Origin of the sequence: Geodermatophilus normandii (genome assembly GCF_003182485.1) — a bacterium.
GTDB lineage: Bacteria > Actinomycetota > Actinomycetes > Mycobacteriales > Geodermatophilaceae > Geodermatophilus > Geodermatophilus normandii.
This window is the reverse complement of the sequence record NZ_QGTX01000001.1, coordinates 1,475,209-1,495,919: the sequence shown is the minus strand read 5'-3', so window position 1 is coordinate 1,495,919 and position 20,711 is coordinate 1,475,209. Positions and strand designations below refer to the sequence as shown.

Genomic DNA, 20,711 nt, shown 5'->3' with positions numbered 1-20,711 from the left:
GACGACGGCAGACTCGCGGGCATGCCCGACCTGACGCACGCGGACTCCGTCGTCGTCGCCGTCTCCCCCGACGAGCTCTACGACCTGGTCAGCGACGTGACCCGCACCGGCGAGTGGAGCCCGGTCTGCGTCGCCTGCTGGTGGGACGAGGGCGCCACCGGGCGGGTGGGCGACTGGTTCACCGGCCGCAACGTGACGCCGGAGCGCACCTGGGAGACGCGCAGCCAGGTGGCGGTGGCCGACCGCGGCCGGGAGTTCGCCTGGCTGGTCGGGGGCTCACGGGTGCGGTGGGGCTACACGCTCGAACCCGTCGACGGCGGCACCCGGCTGACGGAGTCCTGGGCCTTCCTCCCCGACGGCCTGGCGTTCATGGCGGAGCGCTACGGCGAGGACGCACCGCGCCAGGTGCAGCTGCGCACCCGGGCGGCGCGCGAGGGCATCCCGGCGACCCTCGCGGCGATCAGGCGGGTCGCCGAGGGCGGACCGGCGACGGGCTCCGACCTGTAACACCGGTGACGCGTTCTGCAGCCTCTACGGCAGCACCACGCCGTTCCCGGCCGGGACGCTGCAGTCGCTCTACCGCAACCACGGCGCCTACGTGTCCCGGGTGGACCGGTCGGCCGACGCGGCCGTGGCGGCGGGCTGGCTGCTGCCCGAGGACGCCGAGACGATCGTGTCCCAGGCGGCGCGCAGCGACGTCGGCAGGCGCTGACGGACGCCGACGGCGCCGGGCGGGGACCTCCCGCCCGGCGCCGTCGGCGTCTCCGGCTAGCGGCCGAGGATGCCGCCGATCGCGCCGCCGAGGCCACCGCCACCGCCGCCTCCGCCGGTCACCATCTTGATCAGGTCGCCCGGGTCGAGCCCGAGCTTCTGCAGGATCCCGGCGTGCTGGTCGGTGTCGACCGTCCCGGGCAGTTCCTGGTCGGCCTGCTGCGCCTTGGCGTCGTCGCCCTGGGACTGCAGCAGCTGGAGGATCTGGGCCTTGTCGATCTGCATGAGGGGGTCGCTACCCACTCAGCCCGCCGCCCGCACCACCCGGTCGGGACGGACGACGGCGAAGCGCGCCCCGGCACCGCGCAGCCACGCCGCGAGCGCGCCGTCGACGTCCTCCACCTCGGTGCGCCGGCTCCCGGCGGTGACGGCGACGCGACCCGGTCCCGCGAGCGCCACGACCCCGGTGCCGGCGCCGAGGACGTCGTCGACCCGGCACTCCTCCCCGCCGGTGCGCACCCGGGCGCGCGGCACGAGGGTCCCGGCCAGCCGGCGCCCGGCCGGGCCCCGCCGGTCGACCAGCAGCCCGGGGCGCAGCGGCGGCGTCCGGCTGTCGGTGGCGTAGGCGGCCAGCGCCGGTACCCCGGTGAGGGCGGCCAGCACCGCCCGGCGCACCGGCACCGCGCCGGCTCCCCCGCCGGTCATCAGCCGCCCGGCCAGCGCCGCGAGCCGGACCAGCGCCCGGGCGTGCGGGCCCCGCTCGGCCCCGTGGGTGTCGAGCAGGTCCTCACCGGCCGCGCCGGTGACGACGGCGGCGACCTTCCAGGCCAGCTGGTGCACGTCGCGCAGCCCGAGCCCCAGACCCTGACCCACGAACGGCGGGGTGAGGTGGGCGGCGTCGCCGGCCAGCAGCACCCGGCCGCGCCGCCAGCGGTCGGCCACCTGCGCCCGGTGCACGTACTCGACGGCCCGCACCACCTCGGCGTCCTGCGCCCCGAACGGCGCCAGGAGCCCGGCCAGCGCCGGGCCGGTCAGGTCCGCGGCGTCCTCTCCCGGCCGCAGGCGCGCCTCGAAGCGGTACCGGTCGCCGCTGACCGGCATGAACGTCGCCGCGCGGACCGGGTCGCACACCTGGTGCACGCCGGGCCAGACCGGCAGCGGGACCCTCGTCCGCAGGTCGACCACCAGCCACCGGTCGGGGCGGCCGAGGTCGCGCATGCGCGCGCCGACCAGGCTCCGCACGGTGCTGTTGGCCCCGTCGCAGCCGAGCACGGCCGAGGCGACGACGTCGCGGCGCTGCCCGGTGTCGCGCCGGACCACCGCGAGCGTGACGGACCGGTCCGCCTGCGCCAGCCCCACGACCTCCTCGCCGCCGCGGACGTCGATGCCCGGGGTCCGGTCGATCGCGGCGCGCAGCAGCCGCTCGAGGTCGGGCTGGTGGAACATCGACGCCTGCGGCCAGCCGTGCCGCCCGGCGCCTTCGGTGCGGCGGAACTCCGCGAGGGTGCGGTGCCGCGCGTCGAGCAGCCGCAGCCCCGCCACGGGGCGGCTGACCGCCAGGAACTCCTCGGCGACGCCGGCGTCGGCCAGCGCGCGCAGCGCCTCGTCGTCGAGGTGGACCGCCCGCGGCAGGCCGGGCGGGTGCGCCCGGCGGTCGAGCAGGAGCACCGGCAGCCCGCGCCGGGCGAGCAGCAGCGCGGCGGTCGCGCCGACCGGTCCGGCGCCGACCACCACGACCGGGGGGACCACCGCCTGCGACGACACGCCGCCCAGTGTCGCCGACCGCCCGGGTGCGGGCTGGCATCGTGGTCGCGCCATGCCAGCGACAGGGGGGACCACCACCGACGCACCGGCGCTCCCGGCGGAGTGGCGCCGGCACGGACGGAGGAGCGGGGACCGCTGGCGCACGCTCGTCAGCGGCCTGGGGCAGACGCTGGTCACCGCCGGCGTCGTGCTGCTGCTGTTCGTCGTCTACGAGCTGTGGATCACCGACCTGTCCAGCGCCCGCGACCAGGACCGGCTCTCCGACCGGCTGCGGACCGAGTGGTCCGCGCAGCAGCCGGCCGCGGGCGTGCCGACGACGCCCGCCGAGGTGCCGGTCGGGCAGCCGTTCGCCGTCCTGCACGTGCCGCGGCTGGGCGAGGACTGGTCCCGCGTGGTCCTCGAGGGGACCAGCGAGGACCAGCTGTCGCAGGGGCCCGGCCACTACGCCGGGACGGCGATGCCCGGGCAGCAGGGCAACGTCGCCCTCGCCGGGCACCGGGTCGGCCGGGGCTCGCCGTTCCTGGACCTCGACCGGATGCGGCCGGGCGACCCGATCGTCGTCGAGGTGGCCGACGGGTGGTTCACCTACCGCGTGCTCGCCGACGGCCAGGACCCGAACGGCGTCCCCGGGCAGGAGATCGTGTCGCCGGCCGACGTCCGGGTCATCGCCCCGACGCCCGGCGGCACCGCCGACGCCGCGCCCACCGGGGCCTACCTGACGATCACCACCTGCCACCCCCGGTACTCGGCGCGGCAGCGGCTGGTCGTGCACGCCGTCCTGGACGGCCCGGGTGTGACCCGCGCCCAGGCACCCGACGGGCCGCCGGCCCTGACCGAGGGCTGAGGAGGACCGCGTGTACCGCTGGATCTGGCGGCGCCTGCCCGGCGGGACGGCGACCCGCTCGGCGCTGTCGCTGCTGCTCGCGCTGGCCGCGGCCGCGCTGCTGCTGTTCGTCGTCTTCCCCTGGGTGGAGCCGCACCTGCCCTTCACCGCGGTGACCGTCGACGGCCGGTGACGCCGCTGCGCGTCGCGGACCGCCGCGCGTTGCAGACCGTTGCGACCCCTCGGCGGGGACCCCGTGCTCCTCTTGACGGCACCCCGTGCCGCACAGAGTCTGTGGCCCGGCGCACACTCCTGGGGAGAGTGCGCAGCAGGCTGCCCGCCAGAGCCGGCGGGCCGGACCGAGAGGACACCGGGTGAAGACCAAGGGCGCGATCCTGTGGGGCGTGGGCGAGGAGTGGTCGATCGAGGAGATCGAGCTGGGTGACCCGAAGGCGGGCGAGGTCCAGGTCCAGCTGGCCGCCTCCGGGCTGTGCCACAGCGACGAGCACCTCGTCACCGGCGGCACCCCGGTCGCCTTCTACCCCGTGATCGGCGGGCACGAGGGCTCCGGCGTGGTCACCAAGGTCGGCCCCGGCGTCACGGGGCTGCAGGAGGGCGACCACGTCGTCACCGCGTTCATCCCCGCCTGCGGCCAGTGCCCGCCGTGTTCGAAGGGGATGCAGAACCTCTGCGACCTCGGCGCCAGCCTGCTGGCGGGCACGTCGATCTCCGACGGCACCTACCGCGTCCAGGCCCGCGGCCAGGACGTCATCCCCATGTGCCTGCTGGGCACCTTCTCGCCCTACATCACCGTGCACCAGGCGTCGGTCGTGAAGATCGAGCCGGACATCCCGCTGGAGATCGCCGCGCTGGTCGGCTGCGGCGTCACCACCGGCTGGGGCTCGGCCACCAAGGTCGCCGACGTCCGGCCCGGCGAGAACGTCGTCGTCATGGGCGCCGGCGGCGTCGGCATGAACGCCGTCCAGGGCGCGGCGGCGGCCGGGGCGAAGCGGGTCATGGTCATCGACCCGGTGGCACGCAAGCGCGAGTGGGCCATGGAGCTCGGTGCCACGCACACCTTCGAGTCGGCCGAGGAGGCCACCGAGAAGGTCAACGAGCTGACCTGGGGCCGGATGGCCGACAAGACGATCATCACCGTCGGCGACATCCAGGGCGAGGACGTCCAGGCCGCCCTGACCCTCACCGGCAAGGGCGGGCGCGCCGTCGTCACCGGCATGGGCAACGCCGCCAACACCGACGTCAAGCTGAGCCTCTTCGAGCTCACGCTGCTGCAGAAGGACCTGCAGGGCGCGATCTTCGGCGGCCTGGCCCCGCGGGCGGCGATCCCCGAGCTGCTCAGCCTCTACCAGGAGGGCCAGCTCAAGCTCGACGAGCTCGCCACGACGAAGTACAAGCTCGAGGACATCAACCAGGGCTACCAGGACATGCGCGACGGCAAGAACATCCGCGGGATGGTCGTCTACAGCGACTCCGACCGCTGACCCGCTCCCCGTGCCCGCCGGCGCAGCGCCGGTGGGCACGGGGACGCCTCAGCCGCGCAGCTCCGGGAAGTCGGTGTCCGCGTAGTCGGTGCCGGTGCCCCGCGGGGCCGCCCGCTCCTCGCGCTGCCGCAGCTCGACACGGCGGATCTTGCCCGAGATCGTCTTGGGCAGCTCCGCGAACTCGACCCGCCGCACCCGCAGGAAGGGCGCCAGCCGCTCGCGCGCGTGCCGCAGCACCGCCAGCGCCGTCTCCGGCCCCGGCTCCCAGCCCGGCGCCAGCGTGACGTAGGCCTTCGGCACCGCCAGCCGCACCGGGTCGGGCACCGGGACGACGGCGGCCTCCACCACCGCTGGGTGCTCGATGAGCACGCTCTCCAGCTCGAACGGGCTGATCTTGTAGTCGCTGGCCTTGAAGACGTCGTCGGTGCGCCCGACGTAGGTGACGTAGCCGTCCGCGTCCCGGGTCGCGACGTCGCCGGTGTGGTAGTACCCGCCGGCCATCGCCTCGGCCGCCCGGTCGGGGTCCCCCTGGTAGCCGGTCATCAGGCCCAGGGGCCGCTGGGAGAGGTCCAGGCAGATCTCCCCCTCGTCGCCCCGCTCGCCGGTGACCGGGTCGACGAGCACCACCGGGACGCCGGGCAGCGGCCGGCCCATCGAGCCCGGCCGCACCTCGGCGCCGGGCGGGTTGCCCACCGACGCCGTCGTCTCCGTCTGGCCGTAGCCGTCGCGCAGGGTCAGCCCCCACGCCCGCCGGACCTGCTCGATCACCTCGGGGTTGAGCGGCTCGCCGGCGGCCAGCACCTCGCGCAGCTGCCCGGGCCCGCCGGACAGGTCGGCCTGGATGAGCATCCGCCACACCGTCGGCGGGGCGCAGAACGTGGTGATGCCGGCGTCGCGGATGCGCCCGAGCAGCACCGCGGGGTCGAAGCGGCGGTAGTCGAGCAGGTGGACGGTGGCCTCGGCCGCCCACGGCGCGAAGAAGCAGCTCCAGGCGTGCTTGGCCCAGCCGGGGGAGCTGATGTTGAGGTGCCGGTCGCCGGGCTGCAGGCCCTGCCAGTACATCGTCGACAGGTGCCCGACCGGGTAGCTGACCTGGGTGTGCTCGACCAGTTTCGGCCGGCTGGTCGTGCCACTGGTGAAGTACAGGAGCAGCGGGTCGCCCGGCTCCGTCCCCGGGGAGCCCAGCGGCCGGTCGGGGGCGCCGGCCGTGTCGGCGTAGGGCGCCCAGCCGAGGGCCTCGCCGCCCACGCAGATGCGCCCGTAGTCGCCGGGGACGTCGGTGAACTTCGCGGTCTCGGCGACGTCGGCCACCACGTGCCGGGCGCCGGTGCGGCCGATGCGGTCGGCGAGGTCGGCGGGCGGCAGGGCGGTCGTCGTCGGCATGATCACCGCGCCGAGCTTCATGACGGCGAGCATCGACTCCCACAGCTCGACCCGGTTGCCGAGCATGAGGACGACGCGGTCCCCGCGCCCCACACCCCGCTCGCGCAGCCACGCGGCCACCTGGTCCGAGCGGCGGGCCAGCCCGTCGAAGGTCCAGCTGCCCTCGCTGCCGTCCTCCTGCGCGATGACCAGCCCGGGCCGCTCCACGCCCCGGGCGATCTCGTCGAACCAGTCGACCGCCCAGTTGAACGGCCCGTCGATCGCCGGCCAGCGGAACTCCGCGGCGGCCCGGACGGGGTCCTCGCGCAGCGCGAGCAACTGGTCGCGGGCGGCGCGGTAGGCGGTCGTGGCGGTGCCGGGCATGCGGCGGCTCCTCGCTCGTGCGGTGGTGTGTGCCCGCATGGTCGGACGATCGCCCGGCGGCCACCACCCCGGTCCCGCCGGCGTCGCCGGCCGACGTCGACGCGGGCGGACGTCAGCGCAGCGCGCGGGCCAGCGCCTCGCGGGCGTCGTCGGCCAGGCGGCGGACCAGGTCGCCGGCGGGCAGCGGCTCGGCCAGCCCGTGCCCCTGCCCGGCCCACAGGTTGATCCCGCCGGCGTCCCCGGCCGACCGGGCGGCGGCGCGCAGCGGCGTGGTCAGGTGGTGGACCTGTGGATAGGCGGCCGGGGCGGTCGCGCCGTGCTCGCCGAGGAAGCGGTTGACCAGGCCACGGGCCCGGCGGCCGCTGAACGCCCGGGTCAGCGCCGTCTCCCCGCCCGCGGCCAGCGCCTCGCGGTGCAGCGCCCCCGTGCCGGCCTCGGGGCAGCCGAGGAACGCCGTCCCGAGCTGGGCCGCCTCCGCCCCGGCCACCAGCACCGCGGCCACCGACGGGCCGTCCCCGATCCCGCCCGCCGCGACCAGCGGCAGGTCCACGGCCCGGGCGACCAGGCGCAGGAGCACGAGCAGCCCGTACTCGCCCACGCCGTCCTCGTCCCGGAAGCCGCCGCGGTGGCCGCCGGCCTCGACGCCCTGGACCACCAGCGCGTCCGCACCGGCGGCGGCCGCGGCGCGGGCCTCGTCGGGGGTGGTGACGGTGACCAGCACGCAGGCGCCCGCGTCGTGCAGCGCCGCGACGGCGTCGCTCCCGGGCAGGCCGAAGGTGAACGACACCACCGGGACCCGCTCCTCGGCGAGGACGGCGACCTTCGCCTCCCAGGCGTCGTCGTCCCAGCGCGGCTCCCCGAGCTCGACGCCTCGGCGCTCGGCCTCGGCGCGCAGCCGGTCGGCGTACCGGCGCACCGCCTCGTCGTCCCCGCGCGGGCCCGGCAGGAAGACGTTGACGCCGAAGCGCTCCGCGGTCAGCGCGCGGGTCGCCCGGACCTCCTCGCGCACGGCCTCCGGGGTCCGGTAGCCGGCGGCGAGGAAGCCCAGGCCGCCGGCGTCGGAGACCGCGGCGGTGAGCGCCGGCGTCGAGGGGCCGCCCGCCATGGGCGCCTGCACGATCGGCCTGCGGAGGTCCAGCACCATGCCGCCAGCCTCTCAGTGCCGCCAGCCTCTCAGTGCCGCCAGCCTCTCAGTGCCGCCAGCCTCTCAGTGCCGCCAGCCTCTCAGCCGAGCAGGCGGGTCAGGGCGGGCCCCAGGTCGCGCACCGTGCGCACCATCTGCGCCGTCCCCCCGCCCCGGGCGGCCAGCGCGCGGGCCGCCTCCTCCGCCTCGGGCGTGGGCAGGGGGCAGAGGACGTCGAGCCGGTCGATGCCGGCGAGCGCGGTCTCGGGCGGGTCGCCGGTGGTGTGCAGGCAGTCCGAGAGCAGCACGACCACGCGCTCGTCGGCGACCTCGGGCGCCAGCTGCAGCCGGGCGGCGCGCAGCGCGGCGGACAGGTCGGTCGTCCCGTGCCCGCGCAGCCCGATCAGGTGCGTCACGACGTCCTCGGCGGCGCGCCGCTGGCCCGGCCGCTGCACGACGTCGACCTCCCGGCCGAAGGTGAGCAGGCTGGTGCGCAGCCTGTCGTCGCCGGTGAGGACGACACCGGCCGCGGCCACCGCGGCGATCGCCACGCCCAGCCCGGTCATCGACCCCGACGTGTCGACGGCGAGGCAGACCGAGCGCCGGTGCCCGGTCCAGCGGCGCGTCACCAGGTCACCCTCGGCCAGCGGCGTCCCGACGTCCCAGCGGTCCAGCGTGCGGTCGAGGTCCAGGTCGCCGTCGCCGCGGCGGTCGGGGACCAGCCGCCGCGTCCCGCGCGTCCGGGCGCGTCCCACCCGGCCGACCTGCACGAACACCCGCGCGGCGAGCCGCCGGGCCGCCGTCCGCAGCTCGCGGTCGGTCGCCGCGGCGAGGTCGGTGAGCAGCGCGGCCGCGGCGTCGGCGTCCTCGGCCACCAGCGCGGCGAAGGCCTCCTCGTCGAGCTCGCCGACCTCGGGGCTGACCTCCTCGAACGAGTCGTGACGGGCGGCCATCTCCCGCCGGCTGGTCTGCCGGCGGCGGCCGCCGCCCGAGCGGTCGCGGCGCTGCGGGGACGGGGAGCCGGTGCCCGCCGGGGACTCCGGCGGGCCCTCACCGCTTCCCTGCTCAGGAGCCCTTCAAGGGTCGCCGGGCGCCTGCTGCTCGCCGTCCGGGAGCTGGCCGTCGGGCGGCCACACGTCGTCGAGGATGTCGTCGATGACCGCCTCGGGCGTGCGCTCGACGCCGTCGGCGACGCGGATCCGGCCCGACAGCGCGGCGTAAGCGGCGTCGCGGGCGGTCTCGCGGGCTCCCTCGGCGCCGGGTCCGGACTGCCCGCGGACGTCGAGCAGGCCCCCGAGCAGCAGCACGAGGTCGGTGGCGCCGCGCACCGACGAGCCCATCCGGACGTCGCGGTGCCCGCGGGTGGCCCGCACCAGCCGGACGGCGAGGCCGACGAGCTCCGGCGGCGCACCCGTGACGGCGGCGACGATGGCCCGCTCGGCGTCGGCGTCCTGGTAGCCGAGGACGACGCGGCACATCCGGTCGGCGATGGCCTGGCCCACGCGCGCGGTGCCGATCGCGTCGAAGGGGTTCATCGCCGCGATGAGCCGGAACCCGGCGGCGGCCCGCACGTGCCCGAGGCGCGGCACGGTGATCTCGCCCTCGGTGAGCACGGTGATGAGGACGTTGAGCGTCTCCTCGGGGATGCGGTTGAGCTCCTCGAGGTAGAGCAGCCCGTGCCCGCGCATGGCCGTGAGGAGCGGCCCGTCGGTGAAGCTGCCGGGCACGTAGCCGTCGGCGAGGACGGCGGCCGGGTCGTACTGGCCGATCAGCCGCGCCGGCGTGAGCTCGGCGTTGCCCTCGACGAAGACGACCTCCTGGCCGGCCTCCGCGGCGATCGAGCGCAGCAGCGTGGACTTGCCCGTGCCCGGCGGCCCCTCCAGGACGACGTGCCGGTTGGTGCGCAGCGCCACGGTGAGCACCTCGCGCTCGCGGCGCAGCCCGATGACCGGGTGCGGCACGGTGGGCGTCACGCGGCTCCTCTCGCAGGTCCGGGACGGGCGGACGTGACGCAGGTTACGGGGCCGCGGGACCCGGCCGGGGGCGGGGCAGCACCCGGTGGGCCTCCCCCGCCCGCGCCGGGTCGAGCGGGACGGCGCTGGTGAGGACGGCGGGACCCAGGCGCAGGACGCCGTCGGACAGCGGCGCGCAGCGCACTCCCCCGCGCCCGCGCATGCCCCGGTGCGCGCCGGGGGCGAGCACGGTGTCCAGCCAGGCGCACGGGTTGGCCGGGCGGCCGCCCCGCAGGACCACGACGCCCTCCCCGCAGTCGAGCGCGAACTCCTCGCCGCGCAGCGCCTCGACCTCGGCACCGCGCAGGACGACGTTGCGGCGGGTCAGCAGCGGGTCCAGCGGGCCGCTGCCGAGCTCGGCGGCGAGCGCCTCCACCGACTCGGCGGCCAGCACCGTGACGGCGGCGTCGCGGTGGGCGGCCCGGCCGGCGTAGCGGTCGCCGACGATGCCGTGCCCCGCGCGCACCTCGACCCGCTCCACGCGGTCGCCGTCCTGGGCCGGCACCACGCCGCCGGGCCGCCCGTCGTACCGGTGCACCGGCGAGACCAGCAGCCCCACGACCTCGACGTCGGCGAGGACCCTCGTGCCCCCACCGCTCGCAGGCCCACGGCGGGCCCCTGCACGAGGGCCGTCACCGGTCGGCGGTGCGGTGGATGGGGCCCTCGGTACCGGTCAGCCGCTCCCCCGAGCCGCCCCAGCGCCCGGCGATGATCTCGGCGGCGATCGACACGGCGGTCTCCTCGGGCGTGCGGGCGCCGAGGTCCAGGCCGATCGGCGAGGACAGCCGGCCCAGCTCCGCCTCCGACAACCCCGCCTCGCGCAGCCGGTCGAGACGCTCGTCGTGGGTGCGCCGCGACCCCATGGCGCCGACGTAGGCCACCGGCAGGCGCAGCGCGACCTCCAGCAGCGGGACGTCGAACTTCGGGTCGTGGGTGAGCACGCAGAGCACCGTGCGCTCGTCGACGCGCCCGGCCTCCACCTCCGCCTGCAGGTAGCGGTGCGGCCACTCGACGACGACCTCGTGGGCGTCGGGGAAGCGGCGGGCGGTGGCGAACACCGGGCGGGCGTCGCACACGGTCACCCGGTAGCCGAGGAACGCCCCGACCCGGGCGACGGCGGCGGCGAAGTCGATGGCGCCGAACACGACCATCCGCGCCGGCGGGGCGAAGGAGGAGACGAACAGCGTGAGCTCGTCGCCGCGCCGCTCGCCGTCGTGGCCGTAGGTCAGCGTGGCGGTGCGGCCGGCGGCGAGCATCCCGCGGGCGTCGGCGGCGACGGCGTCGTCGAGGCGCTGCAGGCCGAGGGTGCCCGACGCCCGGTCGGGCCACAGCACCAGCCGGCGGCCCAGGCGGTCGTCGGGACCCCGCACGCACGTGACGACGGCGACCGGCTCGTGCCGGCCCACCGACTCGGCGATCTCCCCGAGCTCGGGGAACGACTCGCGCGAGACCGGCTCGACGAAGACGTCGAGGATGCCGCCGCAGGTCAGCCCGACGGCGAACGCGTCGTCGTCGCTGACGCCGTAGCGCTCCAGCGTGGGGACGCCGGACTCGACGACGTCCTTGGCCTCCTCGTACACCGCACCCTCGACGCAGCCGCCGGACACGCTGCCGACCGCCGTCCCGTCGGGGCCGACGAGCATCGCCGCCCCCGCCGGGCGCGGCGCGGAGCGCCAGGTGGCCACGACGGTCCCCATCCCGACCGTCTCGCCGGCCTGCCACCAGCCGACCAGGTCGTCGAGCACCTCACGCACGGTCGCTCCTCTCACACACGCGAGATCACCCCTGAGAGCTCCTCGAACGCGGCCAGGCTGTGGCCGGACACGAACGCGTCGACCGACGGCAGCGCCGCCTGCATCCCACCGGTCAGCGGCTCGTAGCCGGCCCGGCCCTTGTGCGGGTTGACCCAGACGACGGCGTGCGCGAGGCGGCGCAGCCGCGCCATCTGCTCGCGCAGCAGGTCGGGGCTCCCCCGCTCCCACCCGTCGCTGCACACCACGACGACGGCGCCCCGGGCGGTGCCGCGCTGTCCCCACCGGTCGAGGAACGCCTTGAGCACCTCGCCCAGCCGCGTGCCGCCCGACCAGTCGGGGATCGCGGTCCCGCTGGCGGCCAGCGCCCGGTCGGGGTCGCGCAGCCGCATCTCCCGGGTCACGCGGGTCAGCCGGGTGCCGATGGTGAACACCTCGGTCGAGGCCGGCCGGGCGCGCACCGCCGCGTGCGCGAAGCGCAGCAGCGCGTCGGCGTAGGGGCTCATCGAGCCGGAGACGTCGACCAGCAGCACCACCCGCCGGGGGCGCGGCCGGGCCCGCCGGTGCAGGAGCCGGGTCACCTCGCCGCCGTCGCGCAGGGCCCGCCGCACCGTGCGGGCCGGGTGCACCGAGCCGTGGGCGGACGGCCGGCGACGGCGGGCCGGGCGCATCGGTGACGCCGGGCGCACCAGCGCGAACAGCCGCCGCAGGTGCTCGCGCTCGGCGGGGGTCAGGTCGGCGACGTCGCGCTGCCGCAGCACCTCGTCGGCGGACGCGGCGACGGCGAGGTCGGCGGGGTCCTCGCCGTCCCCACCGGCTCCGCCGCCCTCCTCGAGCGGCGCGGTGACGGCGACCCGCGGCGGGGCGGGGGCGCGGGTCGTCCCCGCCGCGGGGCCTCGCCGCCGAAGTACGCGGCGAAGGCGGCGTCGTAGCGGTCGAGGTCGTCCGGGCCCGAGCACAGCGTCAGCCGTCCGGCCCAGTAGACGGCGGTGGCGTCGAGGACGTCGAGCGCCGCCACCGCCGCGAGCATGGCCTCGACCCGGTCGGGGGAGGCGCTGACCCCGGCGGCGCGCAGCGTCCGGGCGAACCCCAGGACGACGGCGACGACACCGTGACGTGCTGGAACGGCCCCGTCCGGGGGCTCACCCCGAGCCTGCGAGGGGTGAGAGGGACGGGGTCCTCCCTCAGCCGCCACCGAAGAGCGCTCCCCGCGCGAGCGAGTGCACCCGGTCGGTGTCCTCGCGGTACTTGAGCACCGCGCCGAGCGTGCGCGCGGCGAGGTCGGGGTCGAGGTCGCGGGCGCCGAGGGCGTGCAGCGCGGTGGCCCAGTCCATGGCCTCGGCCACGCCGGGCGGCTTGAGCAGGTCCAGCGTCCGCAGCTTCGCCGTCGCCCGGGCCACCTCGCGGGCCAGCTGCTCGGTGACCTCCGGCAGCCGGGTGCGCAGGATGGCCACCTCGCGGTCGAAGTCGGGGTGCTCCAGCCAGTGGTACAGGCAGCGGCGCTTGAGCGCGTCGTGCACCTCGCGGGTGCGGTTGGAGGTCAGCACGACCAGCGGCGGGACGTCGGCGCGCACGGTGCCCAGCTCCGGGATGGAGATGGTGAAGTCGGAGAGGACCTCGAGCAGGAACGCCTCGAACTCGTCGTCGGCGCGGTCGACCTCGTCGACCAGCAGCACGCTCGGCGAGTCCTCCAGCGCCTGCAGCAGCGGACGGGCGAGCAGGAACCGCCGGTCGTAGAGCGAGGCCTCCAGTGACGCGGTGTCGGCGGTGGCGTGCGCGGCCTCCGCGGCCCGCAGGTGCAGCAGCTGACGGCCGAAGTCCCAGTCGTAGAGCGCCTGGCTGGCCTCCAGGCCCTCGTAGCACTGCAGGCGGTACAGCGGGCGGCCGGTGACCGCGGCCAGCGCCCGGGCGAGGGCGGTCTTGCCGACGCCGGCCTCGCCCTCCAGGAACAGCGGGCGGCGCATGACCAGGGCCAGGTAGGCGGCGGTGGCCAGGCCCTCGTCGGGCAGGTAGCCGGTCGACCGGAGCGCGGCGGCCAGCTCCTCCGGGCCGCCGGGCAGGCCGTCGGTCCGGGGGGACGGCGCAGCCGTGGTCTCGGTCACGCCGCCGAGCATCCCACCTGGCCAGGCACGCGACCCGGTGCCCCCGCAACGGTTGCAGACACCACGATGGCCGGCCGGGAGCGTCGTCTCCGGCCGGCCACCGCCGACTGTGGTGCGCCCGGTCAGGGACCGGGCCTGGTGCTACCGGGGGATCAACGACCGATCTTGCCGTCGTTGTCGCGGTCCAGGGCGTCCTTGGCCTTCTGCACGAGGCCGCGGTCGTCGTGACCGGTGGTGCCGGTCGTGGTGCCGGTCGTGGTGCCGGCGACACCGGTCTGGCCGCCGTCGACCTCGATCTCCTCGCGGCGCACCTCCTCGGAGACCTGCTGCTGCTCGGTCACCGTCTCGGTGTCCAGGCGGACGCGCTCGACCGGCACGGCCTCCTTCTCCACCACGGGGCGCTCGGCGTGCAGGACGACCTCGTGCTCCTCCTCGGAGATGGCCGGCCCGTCCAGGGCGTTGCCGATGTTGGCGTCGGTGATCGGCTCGCGCTCGACCCGGACCTCCTCGTGGGAGACCGGCACCGTCTGGGTCACGTTCTCCGACACGACGTACTTGCGCAGCCGCGCCCGGCCGGCCTCGACGCGCTGGGTGCCCACGTTGAGGTGCTCCTCGGAGCGGGTCATCGCGCTGTCCGTCGTCGGGCCGGAGGTGTCGTGGCCGACGGCGCCGCGGGTCTCGAGGTCGTCGCGCACACCGTCGCGGTCACGGTCGGTGTAGCCGGCGGTGCCGGCGGTCCCGGTGCCGGCGGTGCCCACGGTCCCGGTGCCGGCGGTGCCCACGGTCCCGGTGCCGGCCGTGGTGAGGTCCTGCTGCGACCGGTCCTGGTCCATCGAGTAGGTGCCCGCGGTGCCGGTGTCCGTCGTGGTCTGCGTCGTCGTCTGCGTCTGCGTCCCCGAGCCGAAGCCGAGGCCGTAGTACCGGTAGAGCTCCTGCTCCTCCTGCGGGGACAGGTGCCCGTCGGTGTCGATCTTCGGGGCGTCCTTGACCTGGGCCTTGCTCACGCGCACGCGGAGGCCGTCGTTGGTCAGGTCGGCGTCACGCAGCGGGACGAAGGACTCCTTGGTTCCGAACAGGCCGGTGCGCACCGTGGCCCACTCCGGCTGACCGGTCTCGTCGTCGAGGTAGACCTCGGAGGCCGAGCCGATCTTCTCGCCCGACTCGTCGTAGACGTCCTGCCCGATCACTCGGCTGATGGTGTCGGTGCCGATCATCGTCGTGTCGCTCCCATCTGAGCTCTGGTGTCGCGGTCGTCTGGATCAGTGACCACACTGGCCGGAGCGAAACGACGGAGATCGACTCGGACACTTCGGTCGCTGAGCGTGGTCCGGCCGGTCCTCGGCGACCGTCCCCCCGGACCGGGCGAATCCGCAGGTCACGGCCCGACCACGGGCCCGCCGGAGCGCCTCGACCGACCGCGACGAACCGTCACGCAACGCCACGACGTCGCCGCCCGGGCGTGTCGCGCGGCGTCCGGCGGTCCTCCCTCGGCGCGTCGTCCGGGCCCGGGCGCCCCGATCGGCTCTCCTGGGAGCGTGCCGCCCCGCTCCCCCTATGACGACCTGGTGCACCCCCGCACGGTCAGGAAGCCGCCGCCGCAGGTGGCCGCCGAGCGCGACCTCGTGGTCGAGGACCCCAGCTCGGGGTTCGTCGGCGCCGTCGTGCGCTGCGAGAAGGACGTCGTCCACCTCGAGGACCGCTTCGGGAAGGTGCGCGCCTACCCGCTCGGCCCGGGCTTCTGGGTCGACGGCCGGCCGGTCGTGCTCGTGCGCCCCACCCCGAGGGGCCCGGCGACGCCGACCCGCAGCGCCTCGGGCTCGACCTACGTGGCCGGCGCCCGCGCCCGCGTCGCGCGCGAGGGACGCATCTACGTCGAGGGCAAGCACGACGCCGAGCTGGTCGAGAAGGTGTGGGGCCACGACCTGCGCATCGAGGGCGTCGTCGTCGAGCCGCTGCACGGCGTGGACGACCTGCCCGGCATCGTGCGCGAGTTCCGCCCGGCGCAGGACCGGCGGCTGGGCGTGCTGGTCGACCACCTGGTGCGCGGGTCGAAGGAGTCGCGGATCGCCGAGCAGGTGACCGGCCAGCACGCGCTGGTCGTCGGCCACCCGTTCGTCGACATCTGGCAGGCGGTCAAGCCCTCCGTCGTCGGCATCCGCGCGTGGCCGACCGTGCCGAGGGGCGAGCCGTGGAAGGAGGGCGTCTGCCGCCGGCTCGGCTGGGAGGACGACACCGGCTACGTGTGGGCGCAGCGCATCCTCGCCCGCGTGCGGACCTGGACCGACCTCGAGCCCGCGCTCATCGGCCGGGTCGAGGAGCTCATCGACTTCGTCACGCAGGACTGAGGGAGGGCCTCCTGCCCCACCGCTCGCAGGCCCGCTGCGGGACCCCGCAGGAGGGCCGCACGAGCGGCAGGGGCAGGAGCCTCCCTCAGCCGGGCACGTAGTCGAACGTGTCCGGGTCGGGGCCGGTGCGCTCGCCGCGGTCGAGGCCGCTGATCGTCGCCATCTGGCCCTCGTCGAGCTCGAAGTCGAACAGCGCGAAGTTCTGCTCCACGCGCTCGCGGGTCACCGACTTGGGGAAGACGACGTCGCCGCGCTGCACGTGCCAGCGGAGCACGACCTGGGCCGGCGTCCTGCCCAGCGTCTCGGCGATGCCGGTGACCGCGGGGTCGCCGAGCACCTTGCCCTGCGCGATCGGCGACCAGGCCTCGGTGACGATCTCGTGGTCGGCGTCGAAGGCCCGCACCTCGTCGTTGGTGAGGTAGGGGTGCACCTCGATCTGGTTGACCGCCGGGCGCACGTCGGTCTCGGCGAACAGCCGGCGCAGGTGGTGCGGGTTGAAGTTGGAGACACCGATCGCGCGGCAGCGCCCGCCGGCGTAGATCTCCTCCATGGCCTTCCACGTCTCGACGTAGTCGACGTCGATCGTCGGCAGCGGCCAGTGGATGAGGAACAGGTCGAGGGTGTCGAGGCCGAGGTCGGCCAGCGTCTGGTCGAAGGCGCGCAGCGCGTCGTCGCGACGGTGGAAGCCGTTGTTCAGCTTGCTGGTGACGAAGACCTCCGAGCGGTCGATGCCCGACTCGCGGACCGCCTGGCCGACCTCCTTCTCGTTGCCGTACATCTCGGCGGTGTCGATGTGCCGGTAGCCGACGTCGAGGGCGCTGCGGACCGCCTCGACGGTCTGGGCCGGCGGGATCTGGTAGACGCCGAAGCCCAGCTGCGGGATCTCGACGCCGTTGTTCAGGCGGATGGTGGGCACGGTGGCCACGGGCTCTCCTCTTCGGGTGGTGGACGGTGGGCGGCACGCGACTCCACCGCGCGCCCGGCCCCCGTCCCGTTCGGCTACCCGCCGACCGCGTCCCCAACCCGTGACCCGTCCCGCTCGGGGGCGCGGCGCAGCAGCGGCGCGGCGGCCAGCGCCAGCACCGCGGCCCCGGCCGCGGCGAGCGCGGGGACGGCGAAGGCGGCCTGGGCCCCCCACGCGTCGACCGCCGCACCGGCCAGCGCCGAGCCGGCGGTGACGCCGAGCGTCAGCCCGGTGTTGGTCCACGACAGCGCCTCGGTGAGCGCGGCGCGCGGTACCCGCGACTCCACCAGCGAGGCGCCCGACACCAGCACCGGCGCGACCGCGAGGCCGGCGAGGAACCCGGCACCCACCAGCAGCGGCAGCGAGGACACCGCCCACAGCCCCTGGGCGGCCAGCCCGAAGGCGACGGCGGTGCCGAGGAAGCGCCCGGCGAGCGTGCCCCCCAGGCGGGCCACGCCGTAGGCGAGCCCGGCGACGAGGCTGCCGCCGGCGTAGAGCGCCAGCGCGAGGCCGGCGAGCGCGGGGACCCCCTGCTCCTCCGCGAAGCCCACCACGACGACGTCCATCGCGCCGAAGACGGTGCCCACGCCGACGTAGGCCAGGGTGACGACGACGACCGCGGGCCCGAGCGCGGCGGTCAGCCGGGAGGGGCCACCGGCCGCCGCGGGCACCGCCGGCGGCTCGGTGTCCCGCTGGCGCGCCAGCCACAGCCCGCCGACCGTGCCGAGCACGATCCCGGTGGTGAAGCCCGCAGCCGGGGCGACGAGCGTGCCCAGCACCGTCACCAGCGGCGGCCCCACGACGAAGACGACCTCGTCGACGACGGACTCGAAGGCGAACGCGGTCTGCCGCCGCTCGGCGTCCTCGAGGGCGGCGGCCCACCGCGCGCGGACCATCGCGCCGATGCCCGGCAGGCTGGCGCCGGTCAGGGCGCCGAGGACGAACCAGGTCCAGCGGGGCGCGTCACCGACCACGACGGCGACGAAGGCCAGCCCGGTGACCAGGTAGGCGGCCATGGCGACCCGCAGCACCCGGCCCTGGCCGCGCCGGTCCATCGCCCGGGACCACAGCGGGCCGCCCACCGCGGCGGACAGGGCGAGCGTGCCGGAGACCGCGCCGGCCAGCGCGTAGCTGCCCGACTCGCCCTCCACGAGCAGCACCGCGCCCAGGCCCAGCATCGGCAGCGGCAGCCGGGCGACCCACCCGGCGAGGGAGAACCGCGCGGCACCGGGGACGGCGAACAGGCGGGCGTACGGCCCGAGGAGGGGGCTCAGCAGCGGACGGAGGACGGTGCGGGGTGACACGGGCTTCTCGCGCTTCCTGGCCACAGGCGAGTGCGGGACTGCCCGCCGGACTCTCGGGTGGCGACCCGACCGTAACAACGCCCCGCGGCGCCGTCGTCCGGCTTACTGTCGGTGTGCGTGTCGTCACGCAGGATGCATGAACGTTCATGCACTCTGGTCCGCGCCCGATCCGCCGACCCGAGGAGCCCCGTGGCCCCCACCTCCCGGCCGCGCCCCCTGCGCGCCGTCCTCGTCCTGCTGCTCGCGCTCGCCGCACTGCTCGTCCCCGGCACCGCCTCCGCCTCCGGGGGCGACGACGGCGGCGCGACCGAGGGCGCGAGCAGCGGCGGCGACTTCGCCGTCACCGTCAACGGACGCACGTCGAACCCCGGCGCCGGCACCGAGTACCGCCTGCGCGACACCGCGCCCACCGCCCCGATCGCCGTCCGCGGCCGGCACGTCACCTTCACGATCGCCCCGGCGACCCTCGGCGTGTACGACTACACGCTCACCGGCGCCCCGGACCCGCAGCGGATGGTCACGACGCCGACCGTCGTCTTCGCCTCCAAGGTGCCGGTGCTGACCGCGGCCCAGCTGCGCGGGGTGCGGATCTCCGAGCTGCGGCTGCGCGACGACGTCCTCGTCGTCACGTTCACGACGGCGTCCGGCGGCAAGCTCAAGGTCCAGGCGAAGGACGCCCCGCAGGGCGGCATCTTCCAGATGGAGCAGGAGTTCGGCTCCGCGGTCGAGTACGTGCACACGCTCGGCGCCGGCCTCTTCTACTTCGTGAACGAGTACACGGGCAAGGTCAACTTCGGCGACGGCGTGCCCGCCGACGCCACCCACCAGATGCTGCTCGGCAAGGACAGCCCCCAGGTGGCCACCAAGCTCGAGCAGACGGCCACCACGACCCGCTGGTCGGTCGCCTCGGGCGGCCGCATGGGCGGGGTGCTCGGTGAGGACTCGATCGAGCTCTCGGCCGGCGCCACCAACTGCACCAGCGACTGCCAGGCCCGCAACCGCATCCAGGGCTCGGTGCCGGTGCCCCCGGACCCGACGAACCCCACCCCGATCGGCTGACCTCCCCGCCGGCGTGCAACGTCGGCGCAGCGTCCCGCATCCGCGGGCGCGGCCGGATCCTCCGGTCGCGCCCGCGGATGCGGCGTCTCGGGAGACGTCCCCCGCTGGTCGGGGGACGCGCCCGCGTTCCGCTACTACATTCGCCAGCGTGAGCAGCGCCCCGCTACCCGACCCCTGGACCCGTCCGGTCCCCGGGCCGGACGCAGCCGTCCCGGGCAGCGGCGGGCTGGTCGACCGGCACGGCCGGGTCGCCACCGACCTGCGGGTGTCGCTGACCGATCGCTGCAACCTGCGGTGCACCTACTGCATGCCGCCCGAGGGCCTGCAGTGGCTGCCCAAGGTCGAGCAGCTGACCGACGACGAGGTCGCCCGGCTGGTCCGCATCGGCGTCGAGCGGCTGGGCATCCGGGAGGTCCGCTTCACCGGTGGGGAGCCGCTGCTGCGCCCCGGCCTGGTGGGCATCGTGGCGGCGGCCACCGCGCTGTCCCCGCGCCCCGAGGTCAGCCTCACCACCAACGCCATCGGCCTGGCCCGCGTCGCGCCCGCGCTCGCCGCCGCGGGGCTGGACCGGATCAACGTCAGCCTCGACACCCTCGACCGCGAGCGGTTCAGGGCCCTGACCCACCGCGACCGGCTCGACGACGTGCTCGCCGGCCTGCGGGCCGCCTCCGACGCCGGGCTCACGCCGGTGAAGGTCAACGCCGTCCTGCTGCGCGGCATGAACGAGGCCGACGCCGTGCCGCTGCTCGACTTCTGCCTGGAGCACGGCTACCAGCTGCGCTTCATCGAGCAGATGCCGCTGGACGCCCACCACGCCTGGACCCGCGGCGAGATGGTCACCGCCGAGGACATCCTGGCCCGCCTGTCGGCCGCCCACGAGCTCACTCCCGACACCGAGGAGCGCGGGTCGGCCCCGGCCGAGCGCTGGCTGGTCGACGGCGGCCCGGCCACCGTCGGGGTCATCGCCTCGGTCACCCGCTCGTTCTGCGGCACCTGCGACCGCACCCGGCTCACCGCCGACGGCCAGATCCGCAACTGCCTGTTCGCCCGCGAGGAGTCCGACCTGCGGACGGCGATGCGCGAGGGTGCCACCGACGACGAGCTCGCCGACCGCTGGCGGATCGCCACCCTGGCCAAGCTCCCGGGGCACGGCATCGACGACCCGAGCTTCCTGCAGCCCAGCCGGCCCATGTCGGCCATCGGGGGCTGAGTCCGTGTCCGTGACGGTGCGCTACTTCGCCGGGGCCCGTGCGGCCAGCGGCGTCGACACCGAGACCTGCGCGGCCGGCACGCTCGAGGAGCTCGTCGGCCGTATCGTCGAGGCGCACGGCGAGCGTCTGGAACGGGTGCTCACCGCCTGCTCGTTCCTCGTCGACGGAACGCAGACCCGCGACCGCTCGTTGCAGCTGTCACCCGGGGCGGTCGTCGACGTGCTGCCCCCCTTCGCCGGAGGATGACCGTCCCCTCGTGAGCCAGCCTCACCATACGAGCCCTCCCCGTTCCTC

Annotated in this window: 22 protein-coding genes and 1 pseudogene; 9 read left to right on the top strand and 14 right to left on the bottom strand. The window is 76.0% G+C overall.

Translation table 11 applies throughout. From position 1 onward, the window contains the following. Window positions 1-21 precede the first annotated feature (21 nt). The gene (locus JD79_RS07340; RefSeq protein WP_110004985.1) at window positions 22-507 is read left to right on the top strand and encodes an SRPBCC family protein; all 486 of its coding nucleotides are present in this window, start codon (window positions 22-24) and stop codon (window positions 505-507) included. A gap of 10 nt (window positions 508-517) precedes the next feature. Then, a pseudogene (locus tag JD79_RS23590) lies at window positions 518-712 on the top strand (alpha/beta hydrolase domain-containing protein); the annotation flags it as partial. 56 nt (window positions 713-768) lie between these two features. On the opposite strand, the gene JD79_RS07335 reads toward JD79_RS23590, so the two are convergent. Both JD79_RS07335 and JD79_RS07330 read right to left on the bottom strand, forming a co-directional pair. Further along, window positions 769-996: a hypothetical protein gene (locus JD79_RS07335; protein ID WP_110004984.1), complete on the bottom strand. Its 228-nt coding sequence runs from the start codon at window positions 994-996 to the stop codon at window positions 769-771. 18 nt (window positions 997-1,014) lie between these two features. Continuing rightward, a complete protein-coding gene (locus JD79_RS07330; protein ID WP_245899886.1) occupies window positions 1,015-2,475 on the bottom strand; it encodes a bifunctional 3-(3-hydroxy-phenyl)propionate/3-hydroxycinnamic acid hydroxylase in 1,461 nt (486 codons plus the stop codon). A 52-nt stretch (window positions 2,476-2,527) separates the two neighbouring features. Here JD79_RS07330 and JD79_RS07325 point away from each other — a divergent pair, with 52 nt between their 5' ends. From JD79_RS07325 to JD79_RS07320, 3 genes are all read left to right on the top strand, one after another. Beyond that, the gene (locus tag JD79_RS07325) at window positions 2,528-3,319 is read left to right on the top strand and encodes a class E sortase (RefSeq protein WP_110004982.1); all 792 of its coding nucleotides are present in this window, start codon (window positions 2,528-2,530) and stop codon (window positions 3,317-3,319) included. Window positions 3,320-3,329: 10 nt separating this feature from the next. Continuing rightward, window positions 3,330-3,491, top strand: coding sequence for a hypothetical protein (locus JD79_RS22510; RefSeq protein ID WP_170149144.1), 162 nt, complete (start codon window positions 3,330-3,332; stop codon window positions 3,489-3,491). Between the two features lie 181 nt (window positions 3,492-3,672). Beyond that, entirely contained in the window at window positions 3,673-4,800 is a 1,128-nt protein-coding gene (locus tag JD79_RS07320) for an NDMA-dependent alcohol dehydrogenase (protein WP_110004981.1), read from the top strand. 48 nt (window positions 4,801-4,848) lie between these two features. Here JD79_RS07320 and JD79_RS07315 read toward each other — a convergent pair whose 3' ends face one another. From JD79_RS07315 to JD79_RS07275, 10 genes are all read right to left on the bottom strand, one after another. Next, window positions 4,849-6,546 (bottom strand): AMP-binding protein, encoded by a 1,698-nt coding sequence (locus tag JD79_RS07315; protein ID WP_110004980.1) that lies wholly within the window; start codon window positions 6,544-6,546, stop codon window positions 4,849-4,851. 112 nt (window positions 6,547-6,658) lie between these two features. Then, window positions 6,659-7,690: a nitronate monooxygenase gene (locus JD79_RS07310; protein ID WP_110004979.1), complete on the bottom strand. Its 1,032-nt coding sequence runs from the start codon at window positions 7,688-7,690 to the stop codon at window positions 6,659-6,661. An 80-nt stretch (window positions 7,691-7,770) separates the two neighbouring features. Continuing rightward, a complete protein-coding gene (locus JD79_RS07305; RefSeq protein ID WP_110004978.1) occupies window positions 7,771-8,622 on the bottom strand; it encodes a vWA domain-containing protein in 852 nt (283 codons plus the stop codon). A gap of 123 nt (window positions 8,623-8,745) precedes the next feature. Beyond that, a complete protein-coding gene (locus JD79_RS07300) occupies window positions 8,746-9,642 on the bottom strand; it encodes an AAA family ATPase (protein WP_245899884.1) in 897 nt (298 codons plus the stop codon). A 43-nt stretch (window positions 9,643-9,685) separates the two neighbouring features. After that, the gene (locus JD79_RS07295; protein WP_245899882.1) at window positions 9,686-10,240 is read right to left on the bottom strand and encodes an MOSC domain-containing protein; all 555 of its coding nucleotides are present in this window, start codon (window positions 10,238-10,240) and stop codon (window positions 9,686-9,688) included. 73 nt (window positions 10,241-10,313) lie between these two features. Next, on the bottom strand, window positions 10,314-11,435 hold the full coding sequence (locus JD79_RS07290; protein WP_110004977.1) for an XdhC family protein: 1,122 nt from the start codon (window positions 11,433-11,435) through the stop codon (window positions 10,314-10,316). An 11-nt stretch (window positions 11,436-11,446) separates the two neighbouring features. Next, the gene (locus tag JD79_RS23585) at window positions 11,447-12,193 is read right to left on the bottom strand and encodes a vWA domain-containing protein (protein ID WP_245899880.1); all 747 of its coding nucleotides are present in this window, start codon (window positions 12,191-12,193) and stop codon (window positions 11,447-11,449) included. After that, window positions 12,163-12,462 carry a hypothetical protein gene (locus JD79_RS23580; protein ID WP_245899878.1) on the bottom strand — a complete coding sequence of 100 codons (300 nt, stop codon included), beginning with the start codon at window positions 12,460-12,462 and terminating at the stop codon, window positions 12,163-12,165. The genes JD79_RS23585 and JD79_RS23580 overlap by 31 nt, the downstream gene beginning before the upstream one ends. A 154-nt stretch (window positions 12,463-12,616) precedes the next feature. After that, window positions 12,617-13,534, bottom strand: a complete 918-nt coding sequence (locus tag JD79_RS07280) for an AAA family ATPase (RefSeq protein ID WP_211307895.1) — start codon at window positions 13,532-13,534, stop codon at window positions 12,617-12,619. A 152-nt stretch (window positions 13,535-13,686) separates the two neighbouring features. Next, complete coding sequence (locus tag JD79_RS07275) at window positions 13,687-14,748, bottom strand: PRC and DUF2382 domain-containing protein (RefSeq protein WP_110004975.1); 1,062 nt, start codon at window positions 14,746-14,748, stop codon at window positions 13,687-13,689. Window positions 14,749-15,069: 321 nt separating this feature from the next. Between JD79_RS07275 and JD79_RS07270 the strand changes: the two genes are divergently transcribed. Then, window positions 15,070-15,879, top strand: a complete 810-nt coding sequence (locus JD79_RS07270) for a DUF3097 domain-containing protein (RefSeq protein ID WP_110004974.1) — start codon at window positions 15,070-15,072, stop codon at window positions 15,877-15,879. 85 nt (window positions 15,880-15,964) lie between these two features. Here JD79_RS07270 and JD79_RS07265 read toward each other — a convergent pair whose 3' ends face one another. Together JD79_RS07265 and JD79_RS07260 are read right to left on the bottom strand one after the other, a co-directional pair. Beyond that, a complete protein-coding gene (locus JD79_RS07265) occupies window positions 15,965-16,804 on the bottom strand; it encodes an aldo/keto reductase (protein WP_110004973.1) in 840 nt (279 codons plus the stop codon). A gap of 74 nt (window positions 16,805-16,878) precedes the next feature. Beyond that, entirely contained in the window at window positions 16,879-18,147 is a 1,269-nt protein-coding gene (locus JD79_RS07260; RefSeq protein WP_245899875.1) for an MFS transporter, read from the bottom strand. A gap of 189 nt (window positions 18,148-18,336) precedes the next feature. Between JD79_RS07260 and JD79_RS07255 the strand changes: the two genes are divergently transcribed. The 3 genes from JD79_RS07255 (at window position 18,337) to JD79_RS07245 (ending at window position 20,663) form a co-directional block, all read left to right on the top strand. Further along, on the top strand, window positions 18,337-19,206 hold the full coding sequence (locus JD79_RS07255; protein ID WP_110004972.1) for a hypothetical protein: 870 nt from the start codon (window positions 18,337-18,339) through the stop codon (window positions 19,204-19,206). A 148-nt stretch (window positions 19,207-19,354) separates the two neighbouring features. Next, window positions 19,355-20,416, top strand: coding sequence for a GTP 3',8-cyclase MoaA (moaA, locus tag JD79_RS07250; RefSeq protein ID WP_110004971.1), 1,062 nt, complete (start codon window positions 19,355-19,357; stop codon window positions 20,414-20,416). A 4-nt stretch (window positions 20,417-20,420) separates the two neighbouring features. Beyond that, the gene (locus JD79_RS07245; RefSeq protein WP_110004970.1) at window positions 20,421-20,663 is read left to right on the top strand and encodes a MoaD/ThiS family protein; all 243 of its coding nucleotides are present in this window, start codon (window positions 20,421-20,423) and stop codon (window positions 20,661-20,663) included. The last annotated feature ends 48 nt before the right edge of the window (window positions 20,664-20,711 follow it).